Source organism: Pseudomonas sp. BN411, assembly GCF_029871235.1.
Lineage (GTDB): Bacteria > Pseudomonadota > Gammaproteobacteria > Pseudomonadales > Pseudomonadaceae > Metapseudomonas.
Genome location: NZ_SSOM01000070.1, coordinates 13,020 through 32,528, shown reverse-complemented (window position 1 = coordinate 32,528; position 19,509 = coordinate 13,020). Strand labels below are relative to the sequence as shown.

The window sequence follows — 19,509 nt, the reverse complement described above, 5'->3', positions numbered from 1 at the left end:
GTGGGGGCAGCTGCGCTGCCCTTTAGCGAATGAATTCGCCCCCACAAGGTTCAGCCCGCCCCCAGGGGCTCGATCACAGCCCGTACTTCTTCACCTTGTCGAACAGCGTGGTCTTGGCCATGCCCAGCGCAATGCAGGCCTGGCTGAGGTTGCCGCCGTGGCGTTCGAGGGCGGCGCTGAGCAGGCTCTTTTCGAAAGCTTCCACCGCCTCGGCGAAGCGCGGTTCGTTGCCGTCCGGGGTCTGGCCGCTCTTCTTGAACACCGGCAGGCCGAGGGCGAAGCGTTCGGCCACGTTGCGCAGCTCGCGCACGTTGCCGGGCCAGTCGTGGGCCATAAGGGCGGAGACGGTGGCGTTGTCCAGCTCCGGCGCGGCGCGGTCGAAGCGCAGGGAGGCGAGCTGCAGGAAGTGCTCGAACAGCAGCAGGATGTCTTCGCGGCGGTCGCGCAGCGGTGGTAATTCCAGGGTGACCACGTTGAGGCGGTAGTAGAGGTCGCTGCGGAAGCGCCCGGACTTGCCTTCCTCGTTCAGGTCGAACTTGGTGGCGGCGATCACCCGGCAGTCCACCGGAATCGGCTGGTTGGAGCCCAGGCGCTCCAGGGTCTGCTCCTGCAGCACGCGGAGGAACTTGATCTGCAGGTTGATCGGCATGCTCTCGATTTCGTCGAGGAACAGGGTGCCCTGGTGGGCGTGCTCGATCTTGCCGATGCGTCGCTTGCTGGCGCCGGTGAAGGCGTGGGCTTCATGGCCGAAGATTTCGCTGTCGAACAGGTTCTCCGGCAGGCCGCCGCAGTTGAGGGCAACGAACTCGCGTGTGTGGCGCCGGCTGGAATCGTGCAGGCAGCGGGCGACCAGTTCCTTGCCGGTGCCGGTCTCGCCTTCGATCAGCACGTTGGCCGAGGTGTCGGCGACGTTGGCGATCAACTCGCGCAGGGCCTGGATGGCCGGTGAGCGGCCGATGATGCGCTGCTCCAGGGATTGGCGGCTGGCCAGCTGGCGGCGCAGGCTGCTGACCTCGCGGTCCAGGCGGCGCTTCTCCAGGGCGCGGCGGGTGACGTCCACCAGACGCTCGGGGGAGAAGGGCTTTTCCATGAAGTCGTAGGCGCCGCTGCGCATGGCGCCCACCGCCATGCTGATGTCGCCGTGGCCGGTGATCAGCACCACCGGCAGCTGGCGGTCGCGGGCCTTGAGGCGCTCCAGCAGCGTCAGGCCGTCCATGCCCGGCAGGCGGATGTCGCTGATGACGATACCGGCGAAGTCCTCGCCCACTTTTGCCAGGGCTTCTTCGGCACTGCCGACGCCGATGCTGGGGATGTCTTCCAGGGCCAGGGCCTGCTGGCAACCGAGCAGGACATGGGGATCGTCTTCGACGATGAGGACGTTGAGCGGCTCGGTCATGGTCGGGGGCTCGCGTTCGAATCGGGGCTGTCCAGCAGCGGCAGGCTGAGCTCGAAGGCAGTGCCGCCGCTGTCGGGGTGGTGCGCCGCGAGGCTGCCGCCGGCGGCGGTGGCAAGGCTGGCGGAGAGGGTCAGGCCCAGGCCGAGCCCGTGCTCGCCGGGCTTGGTGGTGAAGAAGGGCTCGAACAGGTGCACGCGGTTTTCCGGGTCGATGCCGGGGCCGTTGTCGCGCACCTGCATGCGGTAGAGGCCGCCGTCGGCCCGGCCGCTGAGCCAGAGCTGGCAGTCGGTCTGGCCGCTCATGGCGTCCAGCGCGTTGGTGATGAGGTTGACCAGGATCTGCTCCAGGCGGGTCTGGTCGATGGCCAGGAGCACGTCGTCCACGTCCCGGTGCAGCGCCAGCGGCGAGCGTTCCAGGCGGGCGTTGAGGAGGAACAGGGCCGCGTCCACCGCTTTGCCCAGGCGTGCTTGTCCGTGGTCGTCGGAACGCCGGGCGAAGGCCCGCAGGCTGGCGGTGATGCGGCCCATGCGGTCCACCAGTTCGTTGATGGCGGAAAGGTTGGTGGTGACGGTGTCCAGCGCGCCGCGTTCGAGGAAACGCATGGCGTTGCCGGACAGGGTGCGCAGGGCGGCCAGGGGCTGGTTGAGCTCGTGGGCGATGCTGGTGGACATCTGACCGATCACCGCCAGTTTGCCGGCCTGGACCAGGCGGTCCTGGGCTTTGCGCAGGTTGTCTTCGGTCTGCTTGCGCTCGCGGATTTCCGCCAGCAGGCGGCTGTTGCTGGCGCGCAGGTCCTGGGTGCGTTCGGCGATCTTGCGTTCCAGTTCGTTGTTGGCCGCCAGCAGCGCTTCACGGGCGGCCAGGCGGGTGGCGATGACCTTGCGGCGCTCGTTCCAGGCGATCAGCAGGAAGGCCAGCAGGGCGAATCCGACGGCGGCGAGCATGCCCTGGATCACCGCTTCGCGGCGCAGGTCGGCCAGCGGCGAGAGCAGGGTGAAGTGCCAGGGCGTGTCGTTGAGGGTGCGGGTCTGCGCCAGGTAGGCGACGTCGCCTTCCGCCTCGCCCTGCGGGCCGCTGGCGGCGAAGCTGATGGCTTCCAGGCCTTCGCCCAGCACCTCGCGGGTGCGTGGCTCCCATTCGTTCAGGGCCCACCAGTAGTACTGCAGGCTGCGGGCCAGGCGCTCCTTGTCTTCGGCGGAAAGCGGACGCACCGCCTTCATGCGAAGGGCCGGGTCGCTGGACAGGATGATGATGCCGTTCTCGTCGCTGACGAAGGCTTGCAGGCGGGCCTTTTCCCAACGTTCCTGAAGGGCTTCGAGCTTCACCTTGACCACCGCGACGCCGATGATCCGGCCCTGGTAGCGCAGGCCGTGGGCCAGGTAGTAACCCGCTTCGCCGGTGGTGCTGCCGATGCCGTAGAAGCGGCCGGGGCGACCCTGCACGGCTTCCTGGAAGTAGGCGCGGAAGGCCAGGTCCTCGCCCAGGTAGCTGTCGGCGTCACGCCAGTTGCTGGTGGCGAGCACGCGGCCGTTGGTGTCCAGCAGGTAGATGGCGCGGGCGCCGCTGCGGCGGTTCAGGCCTTCGAGGTAGTCGTTGACCAGGTTGCGCCGGTAGGGCGTGGGGTTGAGCAGCAGGTGGCTGACGCTGGATTCCAGCTCCAGCAGGCTGGGCAGGTAGGTGTAGCGGTTGATCTCGCTTTCCACGGCGCGGGCGTGGAGTTCCAGCTGGCGCTCGCCGTTGACCTGCAGCTGGCGGATGCCGGCTTCCTCACTCAGGTGAAAGCCGATGTAGCCGAAGCCCGCCATGCACAGGAGCAGCAGCAGGAACAGCAGCAGGTGGCGGGAAAGACGCGGTTTCACGGTCAGGGCTGGCGGCATGGCGCGGAAGCTGGCGGTGGGGCATTGCATCATAGACATCCGGGCCATGCCAGTCGCCGCCCGGCGCAGGGACCGAGCGGTGGAGTGGTGCGGAGCGATGTAGGAGCGAGCTTGCTCGCGAATCGCCGAGCACGTTTCGCCAGCAAGAACTGGGCGTCCCCCTGGCTCCTACAAGAGCCGCTTAGTGCTGGAGGATCTTGGCGAGGAACTGCTGGGCGCGGTCGGAACGGGCGTTCACGTCACCGAAGAATTCGTTCTTGGCGCAGTCTTCGACGATCTGTCCGCGGTCCATGAAGATCACCCGGTCGGCGACCTTGCGGGCGAAGCCCATCTCGTGGGTCACGCACATCATGGTCATGCCTTCCTGGGCCAGCTCGACCATCACGTCCAGCACTTCGTTGACCATTTCCGGGTCCAGTGCGGAGGTGGGTTCGTCGAACAGCATCACCACCGGGTCCATGGCCAGGGCGCGGGCGATGGCGACGCGCTGCTGCTGGCCGCCGGAGAGCTGGCCGGGGTGCTTGTGGGCATGGGCCTTGAGGCCGACGCGGTCGAGCAGCTTCAGGCCTTTCTCCAGGGCTTCGTCCTTGTTGCGGCCGAGCACCTTGGTCTGGGCGATGGTCAGGTTCTCGGTGATGGACAGGTGCGGGAACAGCTCGAAGTGCTGGAACACCATGCCAACGCGGGAACGCAGCTTGGGCAGGTTGGTGGCCTTGTCGGCGATGGACGTGCCATCGACCACGATGTCGCCCTTCTGGAAGGGTTCCAGGGCGTTCACGCACTTGATCAGGGTGGACTTGCCCGAGCCCGACGGGCCGCACACCACCACCACTTCACCTTTCTTCACGTTGGTGCTGCAGTCGGTCAGCACCTGGAAGTCCCCGTACCACTTGTTGACGTTCTTGATGGAAATCATACGGCTAACCTTTTCTGCAGGAGTTTGACCAGCTGGGAGGCGATGAAGCTGACGCTGAAGTAGACCAGGCCGGCGAAGATGAGGAACTCATGCGGCTGGCCGATGATGTCGCCACGGGAACGGGCGGCGTTGAGGAAGTCCATCAGGCCCACGGTGTAAACCAGCGAGGTGTCCTGGAACAGGATGATGCTTTGCTGCAGCAGCAGCGGGGTCATCTTGCGGAAGGCCTGGGGCAGGATGATCAGGCGCATGCTCTGGCTGTAGGTCATGCCCAGGGCCGAGGCCGCACCCATCTGGCCTTTCGGGATGGCCTGGATGCCGGCGCGGACGATTTCGCAGAAATACGCCGCCTCGAACATCATGAAGGCCACCAGGCACGAGGTGAACGCGCCTACGGGCGTGTCTTCACCGGTGATCGCCCGCAGCAGGAAGGGCACCGCGAAGTAGAACCAGGTGATCACCAGCAGCAGCGGGATGGAGCGGAAGTAGTTGACGTACAGCCCGGCGATCTTCGACAGCATCGGGTTGTGCGACAGGCGCATCAGGGCCAGGACGGTGCCCAGGGCCACGCCACCGACGACGCCCAGCACCATCAGCTGGAGGGTCATCAGCAGGCCGTCGGCCAGGCCCGGCAGGGCGGGGATGATTGCGGAGAAATCCATCACTTACCCCCTACGGAGATCAGGCCGGGCACCGCGACCTTCTTCTCCACCAGGCGCATGAACAGCATCAGGCTCATGTTCAGGGTGAAGTAGATCAGGGTGGCCAGGGTGAAGGCTTCGAACAGGTTCGCGGAGAACTCGGCGGTCTGCTTGGTCTGCGCCAGCAGCTCCATCAGGCCGATCAGCGACGCCACGGAGGAGTTCTTGAAGATATTGAGGAACTCGCTGGTGAGCGGCGGAATGATGATGCGGAAGGCCTGGGGCAGCAGCACGTAGCGGTAGATCTGCGGCAGGCGGAAGCCCATGGCGCGGGCTGCGCCGAGCTGGCCTTTGGGCAGTGCCTGGATACCGGTGCGCACCTGCTCGCAAACACGGGAGGCGGTGAACAGGCCGAGGCATACCACGACGCTCAGGTAGGCCGAGGTGGCCGGGTTGAGGTCCTGCTTGAACCAGATTTCCAGCGGTTCGGGCAACAGGTCCGGCACCAGGAAGTACCAGAGGAACAGCTGCACCAGCAGCGGCACGTTGCGGAAGACTTCCACATAGACGGTGGCGAAGCCGGAAACCCAGCGGTTCGGTACGGTGCGCATCACGCCGAGCAGCGAGCCCAGCAGCAAGGCGATGATCCAGCCCGCCAGGGCGATGGCGATGGTCCAGCCCAGGCCGGTGACGAACCAGTCCAGGTAGATTTCGCTGCCGATCCCGGTGGACTTGAAGAACACGCCCCAGTCCCAGTTGTAATTCATCAGGGTTGTCCCCTATCAAGTCGATCTGTCTGCGGTTGAAGGCAGTGGAAGGGGGTGGCTGTCAGGCGTACGGCGATATTTCAGGCCGACTCCGGACAGCCCCCTCTCCCTCTGGGAGAGGGTTGGGGTGAGGGCTGCATGACATCGCGCGGAGCCCACCACCCTCACCCCCGGCCCCTCTCCCTTTGAGAGAGGGGAGCAAGGCGTCAGATTTCTTCAGCCGACTTGTCGGAGGGATTGGCGACCAGCTTCTTCAGCTCTTCGCTCATGGGGAAGTTCAGGTTCAGGCCCTTCGGCGGGATGGGCTGGGTGAACCACTTGTCGTAGATGCCGTTGATTTCGCCGGAGGCGAAGGTGTCGGCGATGGCCTTGTCGACCACTTTCTTGAAGGCTTCGTCGTCCTTGCGAACCATGCAGCCATAGATTTCGAAGGATTGCGGCTTGCCGGTCACGACCCAGTCATCGGGCTTCTTGGCCTTGGCCATTTCGCCGTAGAGCAGGGCGTCGTCCATCATGAAGGCCACGGCGCGGCCGGATTCGAGCATCAGGAAGGACTCGCCGTGGTCCTTGGCCGAGATGATGTTCATGCCCATCTGCTTCTCGGCGTTCATGGACTTGAGCAGGCGCTCGGACGTGGTGCCGGCGGTGGTCACGACGTTCTTGCCTTTCAGGTCTTCGAACTCGTTGATGCTGGCGCTCTTCTTGGACAGCAGGCGGGTGCCCACTTCGAAGATGCCCACGGAGAAGCCGACCTGCTTCTGGCGCTCCAGGTTGTTGGTGGTGGAGCCGCACTCGATGTCGACGGTGCCGTTCTGCACCAGCGGGATACGGGTCTGGGAGGTCACCAGGTTGTAGCGGACCTTCAGTTCCGGCATGCCCAGTTCCTGCTTGATGGCCTCGACCACTTTCAGCTGGAGGTCATGGGAGTAGCCGATGGGCTTGCCCGGCTCGGTGCCGAGGTAGGAGAAGGGGATGGAAGCGTCACGGTGACCGAGGGTGATGGTACTGGTCTCCTTGATCTTCTTCAGGGTACCGGTCAGCTCGGCGGCAAAAGCCGGAGCGGAGATCAGGGTTGCTGCGATAGCGGTGGCCAGAACCTTGGGGAGCATACGCATGAACGACAGTCCTCGATGTTGTTTGTTCTTATCGGCGCGAGTAGGAAGTCGCGTCCGTCGGGATCTGTATTGGCAGAATGCGTGCCAGCTGTATGGTGGTCTGAAGTTTTACTTAAATTATTGATATTTAATGATTTTATATCGATAGGAGGCTATCTGGATTTGGGTCGCGTCCGGGCTTCCGAATATGCGTTCCGAATGTCGTTCGGGTTTCCGAACGGGTGACTTTGTGGTCATGTCTGGAGGGGGTGGTGCCGAGGCACAAAAAGCCCCCTCTCCCTCTGGGAGAGGGTTGGGGTGAGGGCGGCGGCAGCTCGCTGGACGTTCCAGGGCAGACCTTCGGCCTGCTTGGCGAATGAATTCGCCCCTACAAGGAAAGGCAGGTCCGTGTTTTGTGGGGGCGAATTCATTCGCTGAGGGCGGCGGAGCTGCCCCCCTGATAACCAGCAGGGCAGTCCTCCGGTCTGCTTTGCGATTGAAATCGCCCCCACAAGTAGAAGCGCTCCGATCAATCGACCGCCTTGGACACTTCCACCGCCCTTGGCTTAGGCGCGAACTTCGCGGCGAGGCGCATGGAGGTGGTAACCAGGCGCTGGTAAAGGGTCGGCAGCAGGCGCTGCATGCCATCCAGGGCCCAGGCATCGGCGCCGATGAGGATGCGGCGGCTGTCGCGCAGCACGCCGCGCAGGATCACCTCGGCGGCCTTGTCCGGGCTGGTGCGCAGCAGCTGGTCATTGAACTGCTGGCGTGCGCGGCTGGAATCCTGGCCGGTGACCTTGGCCAGGCTGTCGTTCATCCGCGCGGTCTTGGCGATATTGGTGCGGATGCCACCGGGGTGAACGCAGCTGGCGGAAACGCCGTTTCCTTCCATGTCCAGTTCCTGGCGCAGTGATTCGGTGAATCCGCGCACGGCGAACTTGGTGGCGTTGTAGGCGCTCATGCCGGGCTGTGCGAACAGGCCGAATACGCTGGAGACGTTGACCACATGGCCCTCGCCGCTGGCCTTGAGGTGCGGCAGGAAGGCCTTGGTGCCGTACACCACGCCCCAGAAGTTGATGTTCATGATCCACTCGTATTCCGAGTAGTCGCTGCCATCCACCGTGCCGGCATGGGCGACACCGGCGTTGTTGAAGACCAGGTTGACCCGGCCGTGGTCCAGCACCACCTGCTCGGCCCAGGCGTGCACGGCATCACGATTGGCGACGTCGACGCGGGTTTCGGTGACCTGCACGCCCAGCTTGCGGGCCATGGCGGCGGTTTCCGCCAGGCCGTCGGTGTTCACGTCGGCCAGGGCCAGGTGGCAGCCCTGGCGGGCGAGGGCACAGGCCAGGGCGCGGCCGATGCCGGAGCCGGCACCGGTGACTGCAGCGACTTTGTTCTCGAAGGATTTCATGCCGGCACCTCCTGGGTGGACATTTGCAGTGGGCCCTGGGCGGTGTGCACCGGCACGCTGCGGCTGAAGTGATAGGCCGCCGGGTCGAAGTTGCGGGTCAGCAGGCGGAAGCGCCAGGTGAAGCCGGGCCACACGGTGCAGTTACGGCCGCTTACCGGGTGCAGGTACCAGCTCATGCAGCCGCCGGCATTCCACACGGTATTGCCCAGGCTGCCCTGGAGCTTGCCGTTGAACTTGTCCTGCACGTCGCGCTTGACCTCCAGGCTGCGCAGGCGGCGGGCGTCGAGCAGGTCCAGGGCGCCGAGCACGTAATGGATCTGCGATTCGATCATGTAGACCATGGAGTTGTGGCCCAGGCCCGTGTTCGGCCCCATGAGGAAGAACAGGTTGGGGAAGCCGGCGGTGAGGGTGCCCTTGTAGGCTTCCGGGCCTTGCGGCCAGGTGTCCAGCAGGTCGACACCGTTGCGGCCGAAGACCACGCCACGGGGCAGCGGGTCGCTGGGGGTGAAGCCGGTGCCGAAGATGATGGCGTCGATCTCGCGTTCCTTGCCGTCAGCGGTGACGATGCTGTTCTTGCGGATTTCCTGGATGCCGTCGGTGATCACGTCGACGTTGGACTGGGTCAGGGCGGGGTAGTAGTCGTTGGAGATCAGCACCCGCTTGCAGCCCATGGTGTAGTCGGGCGTGACTTTGGCGCGCAGGACCGGGTCCTTGATCTTGCGCTTGATGTAGCCCCGGGCAACCAGTTCGGCGAGCTTCATCACCTTCGGCGTCAGGGCGAAGCCAATCACGCGGCTTTCGAGGATGGCGTAGATGGCGCCGCGCCAGAGCTGCTGCAGGAAGGGGAAGCGCTTGAAGCGGGAGCGCTCGCCCTCGCTGATGGCGCGGTCGGGCTTGGGCATGATCCAGGGCGCGGTGCGCTGGTAGAGGTCGAGCTGGGCGACCTGCTTCTGGATCTGCGGCACGAACTGGATGCTGGAGGCACCGGTGCCGACCACGGCAACGCGTTTGCCGGTGAGGTCGAAGTCGTGGTTCCACTGCTGGGAGTGGAAGGTCTCGCCCTTGAAGTTCTTCAGGCCGTTCAGCGCCGGGATGGACGGGGTGGACAGGGCGCCCATGCCGGAGACCACGAACTGCGCGCTGTAGTGGTTGCCGGCGGCGTCTTCGATCTGCCACAGCTCGTCCACGTCGTTCCAGGCCAGGCGGGTGATCTCGGTGCCCAGCAGGGTCTTGTCCTGCAGGCGGTACTTTTCCCAGCAGCCTTCCAGGTAGGTCTTGATCTCTTCCTGCTTGGCGAACATCCGCGTCCAGTTCGGGTTCGGCTCGAAGGAGAAGGAATACAGGTGCGATTGCACGTCGCAGCCGCAGCCCGGGTAGTTGTTCACTCGCCAGGTGCCGCCGATGCCGGGCTCCTTCTCGAACATGAGGAAATCGTTCTCGCCTTTCTGCTTCAGGCGGATCGCCATGCCGAGGCCGGAGAAACCGGAACCTATGATGGCGATCTTGCAATGGCGGGCAGAGGGTCGGGGTGACGCAGTCATTGGCCGGGCTCCTGTTCTTATTAATTGCGGCGTATACAGCTGTATACCAAGGTAGACATCTGTATACTCGCCGGCAATCCAGCGTCGTCACAACCAACCTTAGGTAGGGCCAGAGATGAATTCCGCCAGCGGCGACGAGCGCCAGTCGCCAGAACGAGCTCCCGATGCCCCCGGCAAGCGCCTGCTCATGGAAGCCGCGCTGCGCCTGGGTTCCCAGAGCCGCAGCCTGGGCAGCCTGGGGCTGCGCGAACTGGCGCGGGAGGCCGGGCTGAACCCCAATACTTTCTACCGCCACTTCAAGGATGTGGATGACCTGGGACTGGCCATCATCCGCAACATTTCCACCCAGTTGCGCCAGCCCTTGCGTGACCTGCGCCGGGAAGCGGCGGCGCGCGCCGTGCAGGGCGACGGCGGTGTGTTGCCGAAGCTGATGGGCATCGACCTGGGCCGTGGGCGGCGCGTCTGCCACGAGACCGTGCAGCTGTTCTTCGATTTCGTCGACGGTAACGCCGAGGCCTTCATCATCGGCGTGCGCGAGCTGCATGGCGCCTCCCCGGTGTTGCGTGAGGCGCTTCAGGAAGTGATGGAGGGTTTTGCCGCCGACATGGCCGAGGATGTCCGCGAATACAAACTGCTGCCGGCGTTGGTGTCGGAACCGGTGGTGCGGCGCGTGTCACGGCTGATCAGCCGCAACCTGTTCCAGATGTCCCTGGACTACATCGGCGAGCCGGAACGCCGCGAGGCGATCCGTGCGGAGGCGGAGGAGCAGGTGCTGTTCCTCTTCACCGGCGCCAGCGTGTTGCAGGCGGTAGGTGCCGTGTAGGGGCGAATTCATTCGCCAAGCAGGCCGAAGGTCTGCCCTGATCCATTGGGGACGCTTTGCGTCCCTTGGCGATTGAAATCGCCCCCACAAGAGCCCTTCACTCCTCATCCTGTTCCACCGCCGCATTCTCTTCCTTCGCCTTGGCCATGCTGTGGTGGAGGAACGCCTGGGCGATCACGGCGCGGAGCTGTTCGTCGTCCCAGGGCTTGGTGAGGAATTTGTAGATGGCGCCCTGGTTGATGGCATCGGTGACGGATTTGAGGTCGGTGTAGCCGGACAACACGATGCGGATGGTGTCCGGGTAGAGGTCCTTGACCCGGCTGAGGAACTCGGTGCCGTTCATTTCCGGCATGCGCTGGTCGGAGAGGATCACCTGGATGTCGTGCTTGGCCAGTTGCGCGAAGGCGTCCTGGGCGCGGCTGGCGGTGAGGATCTGGTAGCCGTCGCGGCGCAGCACGCGGGTCAGGGCGCGGATGATGTTTTCCTCGTCGTCGAGCAGCAGCAGGGTCTGGGTATTGCTGGGGCCAGCGCGGGTATCCAGGTAGGCCGCCGGGCTCTTGTGATGCTCATGGAGGAACTGGTCGAGCTGCTCGAAGGGCATGGGCCGGGCGAAGTAATAGCCCTGGAACTCGTCGCAGTGGCTCTTCTTCAGGAAGGCGAACTGGGACTCGCTTTCCACCCCTTCGGCGATCACCCGCAGGCGCAGGTGATGGGCCATGGAGATGATGCCCTGGGTGATCGCGGCGTCGTGGCGGTCGCTGATGATTTCCTGCACGAAGGCGCGGTCGATCTTCACCTTGTCGATGGGCAGGCGCTTCAGGTAGTTGAGGCTGGAGAAGCCGGTGCCGAAGTCGTCGATGGACAGGCGCACCCCCAGGGCTTTCAGCGCCTGCAGGGTGGCGATGGCACGCTCTGCGTTGTCCAGCAGCACGGTTTCGGTGATTTCCAGTTCCAACAGCTCAGCGGGTAGGCGAGTTTCCTCGAGGACGCGCCGCACGCTGTCGACGAAGATGTTGCGCTGGAAGTGCACCGCCGAGATGTTCACCGCCACCACGGTTCCGGTCATGCCCCGGTCGAGCAGTTCGCGGCAGGCACGGCAGGCGGTGGCCAGCACCCATTCGCTCAACGGGATGATCTGCCCGGTGTCCTCGGCCACCGGCACGAACTGCGCCGGCGAGATGAAACCGAGTAGCGGATGCTGCCAGCGCAGCAGGGCCTCAAAGCCGGTGACGCGGCCATTGCGGCCGTCGATCTGCGGCTGGTAGTAGAGCATGAAGGCGTTGGCTTCCAGGGCCTTCTGCAGTTCGTTGCGCAGGGTCACGCGCTCGCTGACCTTCTGCTCCAGGTCGGTGGTGTACCACTGGTAGCAGTTGCGCCCCTGCTGCTTGGCCTTGTACATCGCCAGGTCCGCCTGCTGGATCAGTTGCATGGGCTGCTGCATGCCTTGCTCGCTCATGGCGATGCCCAGGCTGGCGGTGATGTGCAGCTCGCTGCCGGCGATGGGATAGGGGCGGGCGATGCAATCGATGACTCGCTCGGCCACTTGCAGCACGTCTTCCTCACGGGCCAGGTCCGGCAGGATCAGGATGAATTCGTCGCCTCCGAGCCGCGCCACGGTGTCGCCGGGGCGCACCTGCTGGGTCAGGCGCCGCGCCACTTCCACCAGTATCTGGTCGCCGATGCCGTGGCCCATGGAGTCGTTGATCGGCTTGAAACCGTCGAGGTCGATGAACATCACCGCCAGCTTGCGCTGGTAGCGCTGGCTGATCTGGCAGCCCTGGCGCAGGCGGTCTTCCAGGAGGGAGCGGTTGGGCAGGCCGGTGAGCACGTCGTGGCTGGCGTTGTAGGCCAGCTCGGACTCCACCCGTTTCTGCTCGGAGATGTCGTTCTGCACGCCGATGAAGTGGGTGATCTCGCCGTGCTCGTTGGGTACCGGGGCGATGTAGAGATCGTTCCAGAAGGGCGTGCCGTCCTTGCGGAAGTTGCGCAGCACCACGTGGACTTCGCGCTTCTCCGACAGCGCGTGGCGGATTTCGGCGATGCCGGCCTGCTCCCGGTCGGCACCCTGGAGGAAGCGGCAGTTGCGCCCCATGGCCTCGGCGGCGCTGTAGCCGGTGATGCGCTCGAAGGCGGGGTTGACGTAGACCACTGGCAGGTCGTCGGTGGTGGCGTCGCAGATCATCGCACCGTTGTAGCTGGCCTCGATGCTGCGCTGGAGGATGCGCAGTTGCTTCTCCGATTCCTTGGTGCGGCTGATGTCGCGGAAGGCGATGACCCAGCCGCCGAGGGTTTGTGCGTGCAGCAGCGGCGCGCAGTCGTAGGCGATATGCAGTTCGCCGTCCAGGCTGACCTCGCCGTGGCGGCTGCCGGTGGCCGGGGCACTGTAGAGGTCCAGCGGCAGGTGCGCCGCCAGGGGCTGGCCGAGCAGGATTTCGACACTCTGCCCGAGCAATTCGGCGGCGGCCGGGTTGACGAAGTTCAGCCGGCCTTGCCGATCCACCGCTAGCAGGCCTTCGCCGACGCTGTTGGTGATGGCAGAGGTGAAGTCCAGCTGTTCCTGCAGGCGCTGTTCGCCGGAGAGCACCTGCTGCACCAGGCGGATGTTCTCCAGTGCCGCCACCGCCATCTGGGCGAACTGCTGGGCGATGGCCAGGTCGTCCTGGTTGAAGTTGCCGTCGAACTTGTCGGATAGCTGGATCAGGCCGAGGTGGCGTCCGCCGTGGTCGATCAGCGGCACCGCCAGCCATCCTTGCAGCGGCAGCTGGCCGGAACCCTCGTCGCCGCTGGCGTCCAGCTCTTCGCGGGTCAGTAGGACTGGCTGATTCCCGGCACAAGCGCGGGCATAGAGTGCGAGGCCTTCGGCGGGCAACTGCGGCGCTCGCCAGGCCTGGTACTTGGCGGAAAGCGAGAAGGCTTCCAGGCCCTGGCCGTCGGTCAGGTTGAGCAGCGACTGGTGCGCGCCCACCAGCAGGCGCAGCTGTTCGCACATGAAATCCAGCAGCGCGCGGGTATCGAGGATGCCGCCGATGCGCAGTGCGGTATCGCTGAGGCCGCGCAGCAGCAGGGCCTTGCGCTCGGATTGGGTCAGGGTTTCCTGCAACTCGCGGGTCATGCGGTTGCGCCCGCCGATGTCCTTGGCGATGCCGAACACGCCGACGATCCGGCCTTCGACGACGATGGGCAGGTGCGTGATGTCCAGTTCCAGCAGCCCGCCGGCGCGGTTGCGGCAGCGGACTTCGAAGCGTTGCGCCTGACCGTCGAGGGCGGCGCGGAAGTGCTGGAGGCCATGCTCGACGTCATCCTCCTGCACCAGATCGGAGAAGGGCTGGCCGAGCAGTTCGGTGGCGCTGTAGTCGATGAGTTCGCAGCCGGCCTGGTTGAGGCTGAGGAAGCGCCCTTCGCGGTCCAGGGAAAACACCGTGTCGGGGTTGAAGATGAACAGGGAGCGGTAGCGCTGTTCACTTTCCTGCAGGCGCAGGCGGTCGTGCTGGCGCTCGATGGCGATGGCCGCCAGCTGCCCGGCAGTGCCGATCAGTTGCAGGGCCTCGTCATCCGGGGCGCAGGGCTGGCACAGGTACACAGCGAAGGTACCGAGCACGTCGCCGTGGTGGGAAATCAGCGGGATCGCCCAGCAGGCGAGCAGACCGTGGCGCAGGGCCTGCTCGCGGTGCTCATGCCAGAGAGGGTCTTCGCTGATGTTTTCACTGACCACCATCTGCCGACGGAACACGGCGGTGCCACAGGCGCCCGCCAGGGGACCGATGGGCAGGCCGTCCAACGCCTGGTTGAAAGCGTCCGGCAGGCTCGGCGCCGCGCCCAGGCGCAGGCGCTTGTGCTCGGCATCCACCAGCAGCACCGAGCACAGGGCGGTCGGGTCCAGGGTTTCGCTCATCAGGCAGATGGCCTTGAGAATTTCGGGCAGCGGCTGGTCGGTGGAGATCATGCTGAGGATGTCGCGCTGGTCCTCGGCATAGGCTTCGTGGCGCACCAGACTGGTGATGTCGTGGGCGACGGCGAACAGGGTGCGTTCGCTGTCCGACCAGCCGGCGGACCAGAGCAGGTGCACGACGCTGCCGTCCTTGCGCTTGCAGCGGTTGCGCACCGCGTCCCAGGACTCGCCCCGGATGATGGCCTGGACCTCGGCGCGGGTGCGATCGCGGTCTTCGACCAGGACGAAGTCGGTATAGGGGCGACCGATCATCTCGTCAGGGCGATAGCCGAGCACGCTGTGGCAGGAGGGGCTGACCTGGATGAAGCGCTCCTCCGCGTCGACGGAGCAGAGCACGTCCATGGAGTGATCCATGATCCGTTGGTTCTGTGCCTGCAATCGGGCCTGGTGTTGCAGGCTCTGCTCCAGTTCGAGGTTGCTTTCGCGCAGTCGCTTGCTGCGTTCGATAGCCAGGCGCGAGAAGCTCTGGCTGACCATCAGCAGGAAGGTGAAGCCGAGCCCGAAGAGCATGAACAGCGGTGGCAGGTAGACGGCGGCATTGTCCCTGCCCGGCAGGGCCTGGTAGGTGCGCATGCGCCAGCGCCCTTCGGGGCCGAGTTCGCTGCGCTGCTCACCCACCGGGAACAGGCTGTGACCATCGATGCCGGTGCCGGATTGGTAAATGCGCTTCTGGCCTTCGAAGACTTCCAGGGCGAAGCCGTCCAGGTCCCGGCCGAGCTGGCGGTCCAGGGTGGCGCCGATATCCAGGCTGGCCACCAGCAGGGCGGTGCCTTGCCCGTCGACGCGCAGCGGCGTGGCCACCAGGGTGCTGATGTTGTCGGCGCTGAAGCTCTGCGCCGGGCTCATTTGCGCCTCGCTGCCCTGGCGAACCTGCTGCAGCCAGTCGCGCAGCTCGGATTGGGACAGGAAGCGCTCCAACCAGCGGTCGGCCTGGCGATTGCGGGAGTGCTGACGGACGGGCTTGAGGTCTGCGTCCAGCACGGCGATCAGGTTTAGGTTGGGGAAGTCGCGCAGGTAGCTGTCGACCTCCTGCTGCCAGAGGCTTTCCGGTGGCATGCCGTGCAGGCTCTGCCAGCGTTCGGCCATGCGCTGGACCAGTTGCCGGCGCACGGTGACAGTGTTTTCGATGGACGACTGGGCGCGCAGCAGCAACTGGTGGCTATGGGCGCCGAGGGTGGAGACTTCGTTCAGGCTGAGCAGGTACCAGCCGATGCAGGTGGTGACTGCGCCCATCACGCCGGTGGCCATGCTGCGCCGATCGAGCAGGCGCCTGTGTTCTTCGGGCAGCGCACAGAGCATCAGCACCGCGGCGCCGAGCAGGGCGATGAACAGATTGGCGACGTGCCCGGATTCCGGCCGGAAGGCAAAGCGCGGCAGGCCGTACTCGGCGCCCAGCAGAGAGAGTTGCGAGAGCAGGGCCAGGCCGAACAGGGTGAGGCCGCAGACCTGGCTGAGCCATCGCCCACCCTGGCGCGTGACCGCCAGGAGCATGGCCAGGCCGAACAGGCAGGCGACTATGGCCAGCTCGCTGCGAATCCGAAAGTAGCCACTGACCAGCGAGCGGCCCTGGTCGCTGCCGCCGGCCAGCACGTTGTGCCCGAGGCTGTAACCGGCCAGGGCGATCAGCGCCAGGCCCGCCAGCAAAGAGGTGCGGCGCAGGCTGCGGGTGGCGCCCAGCAGCGCGATACCAGCGAACAGGGTGATCAGGGCGCTGTCGGGCAGCAGCACCAGTTCATGGCGTGCGGGGCTGGCGTTGGCCAGGAAGGCGCCCAGGCTGATGACGCCCAGCGCCATGAGGGCGAAGGCCAGGCAATGCAGGTAGGCCTGGTAGCCGAGGTCGCGATTGTGCTTTGCCATGGTGTCGTGCCGGTCCGTTGGCTGGGGCTGTCCTGGCTGACGGTGGTCAGTCATCCAGGTCATAGCCCTCCAGCAGCACGGCGCCGTCGGCATCGCGGCGCACGCGGGTCAGCCCCGGATGCTCGGTCTCCAGGCGCAGCAGCTCGCGGCGCTGGCGGTCGAGGGTGTTCTGCTGGCCGCTTACCTGTTCCAGCAGTCGGCGATTCTCGTCGCGCAACTGATAGAGGTCGACGGCGGCCTGCAGGGCGCTTTCGATTTCGTAGTTCTCCCAGGGTTTGGAAAGGAAGCGATAGACCTCGGCGCGGTTGATTGCCTGCATCAGCGTGGCGCGGTCACCGTGGGCGCTGAGCAGCATGCGCAGGGCTTCCGGCTGGCGCTGACGGGCGAACTGCAGGTAGGTCAGGCCGTCCAGTTGCGGCATGTTGAGGTCGCAGACGATGACGGCGTAGCGGTGCTCGGCCAGTGCCGACAGCGCGGTCTCGGGGTTGTCGAAGGGGTGCAGGACCCAGCCCTGTGGCCGCAGAAGACGTTGCAGGGCGCTGAGGATGTGGGGCTCGTCGTCCACCAGCTGGATCTTGATCATTGGGGCTGCTCCTTGGCCGGGATCGCGTCAGCCTCGAGCTGGCGGACGTGGAGGGTGTAGCGCGCGCCTTCGCTGGCCTCGAAGGCGATGAGCTTGTCGATCAGGGTGCGGCTGAGCTGCTTGCCGGCGTTGAGCAGGAGCATGCCGCTGTCGGCCTGGAGGTTGCGGGCCAGGACCATGCCCGGTTCCAGCCGGCGGGTGTCCACCGCGAGAATGCTGGGGTCGGTCTCCAGGAGGTCCGGCGCGCAACGGGTGCAAAGGTCGATGAATTGCTTGCACAGCTCCGGGTCATAGAGGCGCCCGGAATAGCGGGCGAGAAATTGCAGGGCTTCCTGGCGCGGCAGCGGACGTTGCAGCACCTGGCCGCATTGCAGCTCGACGAAGTCCACCGCGAGCTTCAGCAGGCGGGCACCGAAGGGGATGGCCTCGCCGTGCAACTGGTCGGGGAAGCCGGTGCCGTTCCAGCGTTCCTGGTGATGGCGGATCAGCCGCCCGGCGTCGTGTAGCGGCTCCAGGGCCATCAGCAGGCTTTCCCCCTGCAGCGGATAGCGGCAGTAACGCTCGCGCTCCTCGCGGTGCAGCAGGTCGCTGGGGCGGTTGAGCAGGTGGTCGTCCCAGGTCAGCTTGCCGAGGTTGTAGAGGGCGGCGGCCATGGCCAGGTCGCGGCTTTCCGTCTCCGCCAACTGGTGTTCGCCGGCAAAGGCGCGCACCAGGGCGATGACCTGGGCGTTGCCTTGCTTGTCCCCCGGCAGGCGCTGGGTGAGCAGGGAAGAAAAGACTTCGGTGGCGGTCACGTAGCTGCGCCGCAACTCGTCGTAGGCCAGGTCGAGCATGTCGGCGGTCTGTTGCAGCTCGGCGGTGCGGTCGCGGACCCGCTGCTCCAGGCTGGCGTTGAGTTCCTGCAGGCGGTGGTTCTGTTCCAGGGTGAGGCGTTCCAGGCGCTGGTGCTCGCGTTCGGCATGCTGGTGGGCCAGGGCCTGGCGCAAGGTGAAGCGCAGCTCGTCGTCATTCCAGGGTTTGCCCAGGTAGCGGTAGATCTGCCCCTGGTTGATGGCGCGGATGCTGGTGTCCAGGTCGGTGGCACCGGTGAGCATCAGGCGCAGGGTGGCTGGCCAGCGCCGCTGCACTTCGGCCAGCAGGGCAGGGCCATCGAGGCCGGGCATGCGGGCGTCGGAAACCACCAGGTCGACGTCATTCGCGGCCAGCACGGCCAGGGCCTCATTGCCGCCGTTGGCGGTGAGCAGTTCGTAGGGTTCGCCACGCAGGACGCGGCGCAGGGCGCTGAGGATGTGCTCTTCGTCGTCCACCAGCAGCAGGGTGGGGCGGCGCTGGGCTTCGCTCATGCTTGCACCCCGCTGGCTTGGGGCTGGTGCTGCGGCAGCCAGACGCGGAAGCGGGTGCCATGGCCGGGATGGCTGACGACCTCGATGCGCCCGTTGTGCTTCTGCACGATGTTGTAGGAGAGCGCGAGGCCGAGCCCCGTGCCCTTGCCTACCGGCTTGGTGGTGAAGAAGGGTTCGTAGATGCGGTTGAGGATGCTCGGGTCAATGCCCTTGCCGTTGTCTTCGACCTCCAGCCAGATCCAGTCGCCCTGGTGGCCGCTGCGCAGGGTGATGCGGCCGAAGCTCTCGATGGCGTGGGCGGCGTTGATCAGCAGGTTCATCACCACCTGGTTGATCTGCGAGGGGATGCATTCCACCAGCGGCAGGTCGCCGTACTCGCGCACCACTTCGGCCTTGTACTTGAGCTCGTTGTTGACCAGGTTGAGGGTGCTGTCGAAGCCCTTGTGCAGGTCGGCGGCGTGGAATTCCTCTTCCTCGATGTGGGAGAAGTCCTTGAGGGCGGTGATGATCTTCTTGACCCGCTCGATGCCGTCTTCGGATTCGTGGATAAGGGCTTCGACGTCGTTGCGGATGTAGTCGTATTCCAGGCTGCGCTTGAGCTGTTGCAACTCTTCCAGGCTGCCGACGCCGTCCACCGCGTCAACGATGCGCAGCAGGTCGTTGACGTAGCCGCTGAGGGTCTTGAGGTTGGAGAAGACGTAGCCGATGGGGTTGTTGATCTCGTGGGCGACGCCGGCCGCGAGTTGGCCGATGGCGGCGAGCTTCTCCGATTGCAGCAGCTGCGCGTTGGCCTTCTCCAGCTTGTGGATCAGCTGTTCCTGCTCCAGCTGCTTGCTGCCCAGGGCGTTGAGGGCGGCCGCCAGTTGCTCGTTGGAACGGGCGAACTCGGTGGTGTCGTAGAGCAGCAGGCCGAAGCAGCGTTCACCCCGGCAGTCGAAGGGAAAGAGCAGGGTGCTCTGCAGGCGCAGCGGCGTCACCTGGCCTTCGGGGCTGTAGGGCAGCTGGATCAGGTAAGGGTCTTCGCGCCAGTGGGTGTACGCATGCAGGCCCTGATCGCGAGCCTTGGCCACCATCTGGGCGAGTCGAGGTGTATCCGCTTCCGGGAAGACATAGGTCAGGAGCTGCCCAACGGCAGGGCCGAGGGCCTTGCCGCTGCGCTGACTGACGAATTCGTTCCAGTGAAGGACGTGCAGACCTGGGTCGAGGACGATGACGCCCACCTCGATCTGTTCAACCAGGGCTCTGGCAAGATCCAAAGGGCTGCTTTCCATGATGTCGCCCGCTTTTTTTGCTGTGGAACGGTTGGCA

At 65.4% G+C, this 19,509-nt stretch carries 13 protein-coding genes; 1 reads left to right on the top strand and 12 read right to left on the bottom strand.

Annotated elements, in window-relative coordinates; all coding sequences use genetic code 11:
* Positions 1-73: 73 nt before the first annotated feature.
* The 8 genes from E8F06_RS16465 to E8F06_RS16430 form a co-directional block, all read right to left on the bottom strand.
* Positions 74-1,396 (bottom strand): sigma-54 dependent transcriptional regulator, encoded by a 1,323-nt coding sequence (locus E8F06_RS16465; protein WP_280369170.1) that lies wholly within the window; start codon positions 1,394-1,396, stop codon positions 74-76.
* Entirely contained in the window at positions 1,393-3,303 is a 1,911-nt protein-coding gene (locus E8F06_RS16460) for a sensor histidine kinase (RefSeq protein ID WP_280369168.1), read from the bottom strand. Before E8F06_RS16460 ends, E8F06_RS16465 begins: the two co-directional genes overlap by 4 nt.
* 151 nt (positions 3,304-3,454) lie before the next feature.
* A complete protein-coding gene (locus E8F06_RS16455) occupies positions 3,455-4,189 on the bottom strand; it encodes an amino acid ABC transporter ATP-binding protein (protein WP_179061980.1) in 735 nt (244 codons plus the stop codon).
* The gene (locus tag E8F06_RS16450) at positions 4,186-4,854 is read right to left on the bottom strand and encodes an amino acid ABC transporter permease (RefSeq protein WP_280369165.1); all 669 of its coding nucleotides are present in this window, start codon (positions 4,852-4,854) and stop codon (positions 4,186-4,188) included. Before E8F06_RS16450 ends, E8F06_RS16455 begins: the two co-directional genes overlap by 4 nt.
* Positions 4,851-5,597, bottom strand: coding sequence for an amino acid ABC transporter permease (locus tag E8F06_RS16445; RefSeq protein ID WP_151132748.1), 747 nt, complete (start codon positions 5,595-5,597; stop codon positions 4,851-4,853). Before E8F06_RS16445 ends, E8F06_RS16450 begins: the two co-directional genes overlap by 4 nt.
* Before the next feature lie 206 nt (positions 5,598-5,803).
* Positions 5,804-6,712 carry a glutamate/aspartate ABC transporter substrate-binding protein gene (locus tag E8F06_RS16440; RefSeq protein ID WP_280369162.1) on the bottom strand — a complete coding sequence of 303 codons (909 nt, stop codon included), beginning with the start codon at positions 6,710-6,712 and terminating at the stop codon, positions 5,804-5,806.
* A gap of 508 nt (positions 6,713-7,220) precedes the next feature.
* Entirely contained in the window at positions 7,221-8,105 is an 885-nt protein-coding gene (locus E8F06_RS16435; protein ID WP_280369160.1) for an SDR family NAD(P)-dependent oxidoreductase, read from the bottom strand.
* Positions 8,102-9,646 (bottom strand): NAD(P)/FAD-dependent oxidoreductase, encoded by a 1,545-nt coding sequence (locus E8F06_RS16430; RefSeq protein WP_280369157.1) that lies wholly within the window; start codon positions 9,644-9,646, stop codon positions 8,102-8,104. The genes E8F06_RS16435 and E8F06_RS16430 overlap by 4 nt, the downstream gene beginning before the upstream one ends.
* Positions 9,647-9,761: 115 nt before the next feature.
* On the opposite strand from E8F06_RS16430, the gene E8F06_RS16425 reads away from it, so the two are divergent.
* Positions 9,762-10,469: a TetR family transcriptional regulator gene (locus E8F06_RS16425; RefSeq protein WP_280369155.1), complete on the top strand. Its 708-nt coding sequence runs from the start codon at positions 9,762-9,764 to the stop codon at positions 10,467-10,469.
* Between the two features lie 97 nt (positions 10,470-10,566).
* Here E8F06_RS16425 and E8F06_RS16420 read toward each other — a convergent pair whose 3' ends face one another.
* From E8F06_RS16420 to E8F06_RS16405, 4 genes are read right to left on the bottom strand one after another with little or no spacing between them, the layout of a single operon-like run.
* Positions 10,567-16,275: an EAL domain-containing protein gene (locus tag E8F06_RS16420; protein WP_280369152.1), complete on the bottom strand. Its 5,709-nt coding sequence runs from the start codon at positions 16,273-16,275 to the stop codon at positions 10,567-10,569.
* 46 nt (positions 16,276-16,321) lie between these two features.
* A complete protein-coding gene (locus E8F06_RS16415; RefSeq protein WP_280369150.1) occupies positions 16,322-16,858 on the bottom strand; it encodes a response regulator in 537 nt (178 codons plus the stop codon).
* A complete protein-coding gene (locus E8F06_RS16410; RefSeq protein ID WP_280369148.1) occupies positions 16,855-18,201 on the bottom strand; it encodes an HD domain-containing phosphohydrolase in 1,347 nt (448 codons plus the stop codon). Before E8F06_RS16410 ends, E8F06_RS16415 begins: the two co-directional genes overlap by 4 nt.
* A complete protein-coding gene (locus E8F06_RS16405; protein WP_280369146.1) occupies positions 18,198-19,457 on the bottom strand; it encodes an ATP-binding protein in 1,260 nt (419 codons plus the stop codon). The genes E8F06_RS16410 and E8F06_RS16405 overlap by 4 nt, the downstream gene beginning before the upstream one ends.
* Positions 19,458-19,509 lie beyond the last annotated feature (52 nt).

What these genes read in the sequence shown, in the direction of transcription:
- E8F06_RS16445 (WP_151132748.1), bottom strand. Translation starts at nt 5,597, where the DNA reads ATGAATTACAACTGGGACTGGGGCGTGTTCTTCAAGTCCACCGGGATC.
- E8F06_RS16420 (WP_280369152.1), bottom strand. Translation starts at nt 16,275, where the DNA reads ATGGCAAAGCACAATCGCGACCTCGGCTACCAGGCCTACCTGCATTGC.
- E8F06_RS16455 (WP_179061980.1), bottom strand. Translation starts at nt 4,189, where the DNA reads ATGATTTCCATCAAGAACGTCAACAAGTGGTACGGGGACTTCCAGGTG.
- E8F06_RS16440 (WP_280369162.1), bottom strand. Translation starts at nt 6,712, where the DNA reads ATGCGTATGCTCCCCAAGGTTCTGGCCACCGCTATCGCAGCAACCCTG.
- E8F06_RS16415 (WP_280369150.1), bottom strand. Translation starts at nt 16,858, where the DNA reads ATGATCAAGATCCAGCTGGTGGACGACGAGCCCCACATCCTCAGCGCC.
- E8F06_RS16465 (WP_280369170.1), bottom strand. Translation starts at nt 1,396, where the DNA reads ATGACCGAGCCGCTCAACGTCCTCATCGTCGAAGACGATCCCCATGTC.
- E8F06_RS16425 (WP_280369155.1), top strand. Translation starts at nt 9,762, where the DNA reads ATGAATTCCGCCAGCGGCGACGAGCGCCAGTCGCCAGAACGAGCTCCC.
- E8F06_RS16410 (WP_280369148.1), bottom strand. Translation starts at nt 18,201, where the DNA reads ATGAGCGAAGCCCAGCGCCGCCCCACCCTGCTGCTGGTGGACGACGAA.
- E8F06_RS16430 (WP_280369157.1), bottom strand. Translation starts at nt 9,646, where the DNA reads ATGACTGCGTCACCCCGACCCTCTGCCCGCCATTGCAAGATCGCCATC.
- E8F06_RS16460 (WP_280369168.1), bottom strand. Translation starts at nt 3,303, where the DNA reads ATGCAATGCCCCACCGCCAGCTTCCGCGCCATGCCGCCAGCCCTGACC.
- E8F06_RS16435 (WP_280369160.1), bottom strand. Translation starts at nt 8,105, where the DNA reads ATGAAATCCTTCGAGAACAAAGTCGCTGCAGTCACCGGTGCCGGCTCC.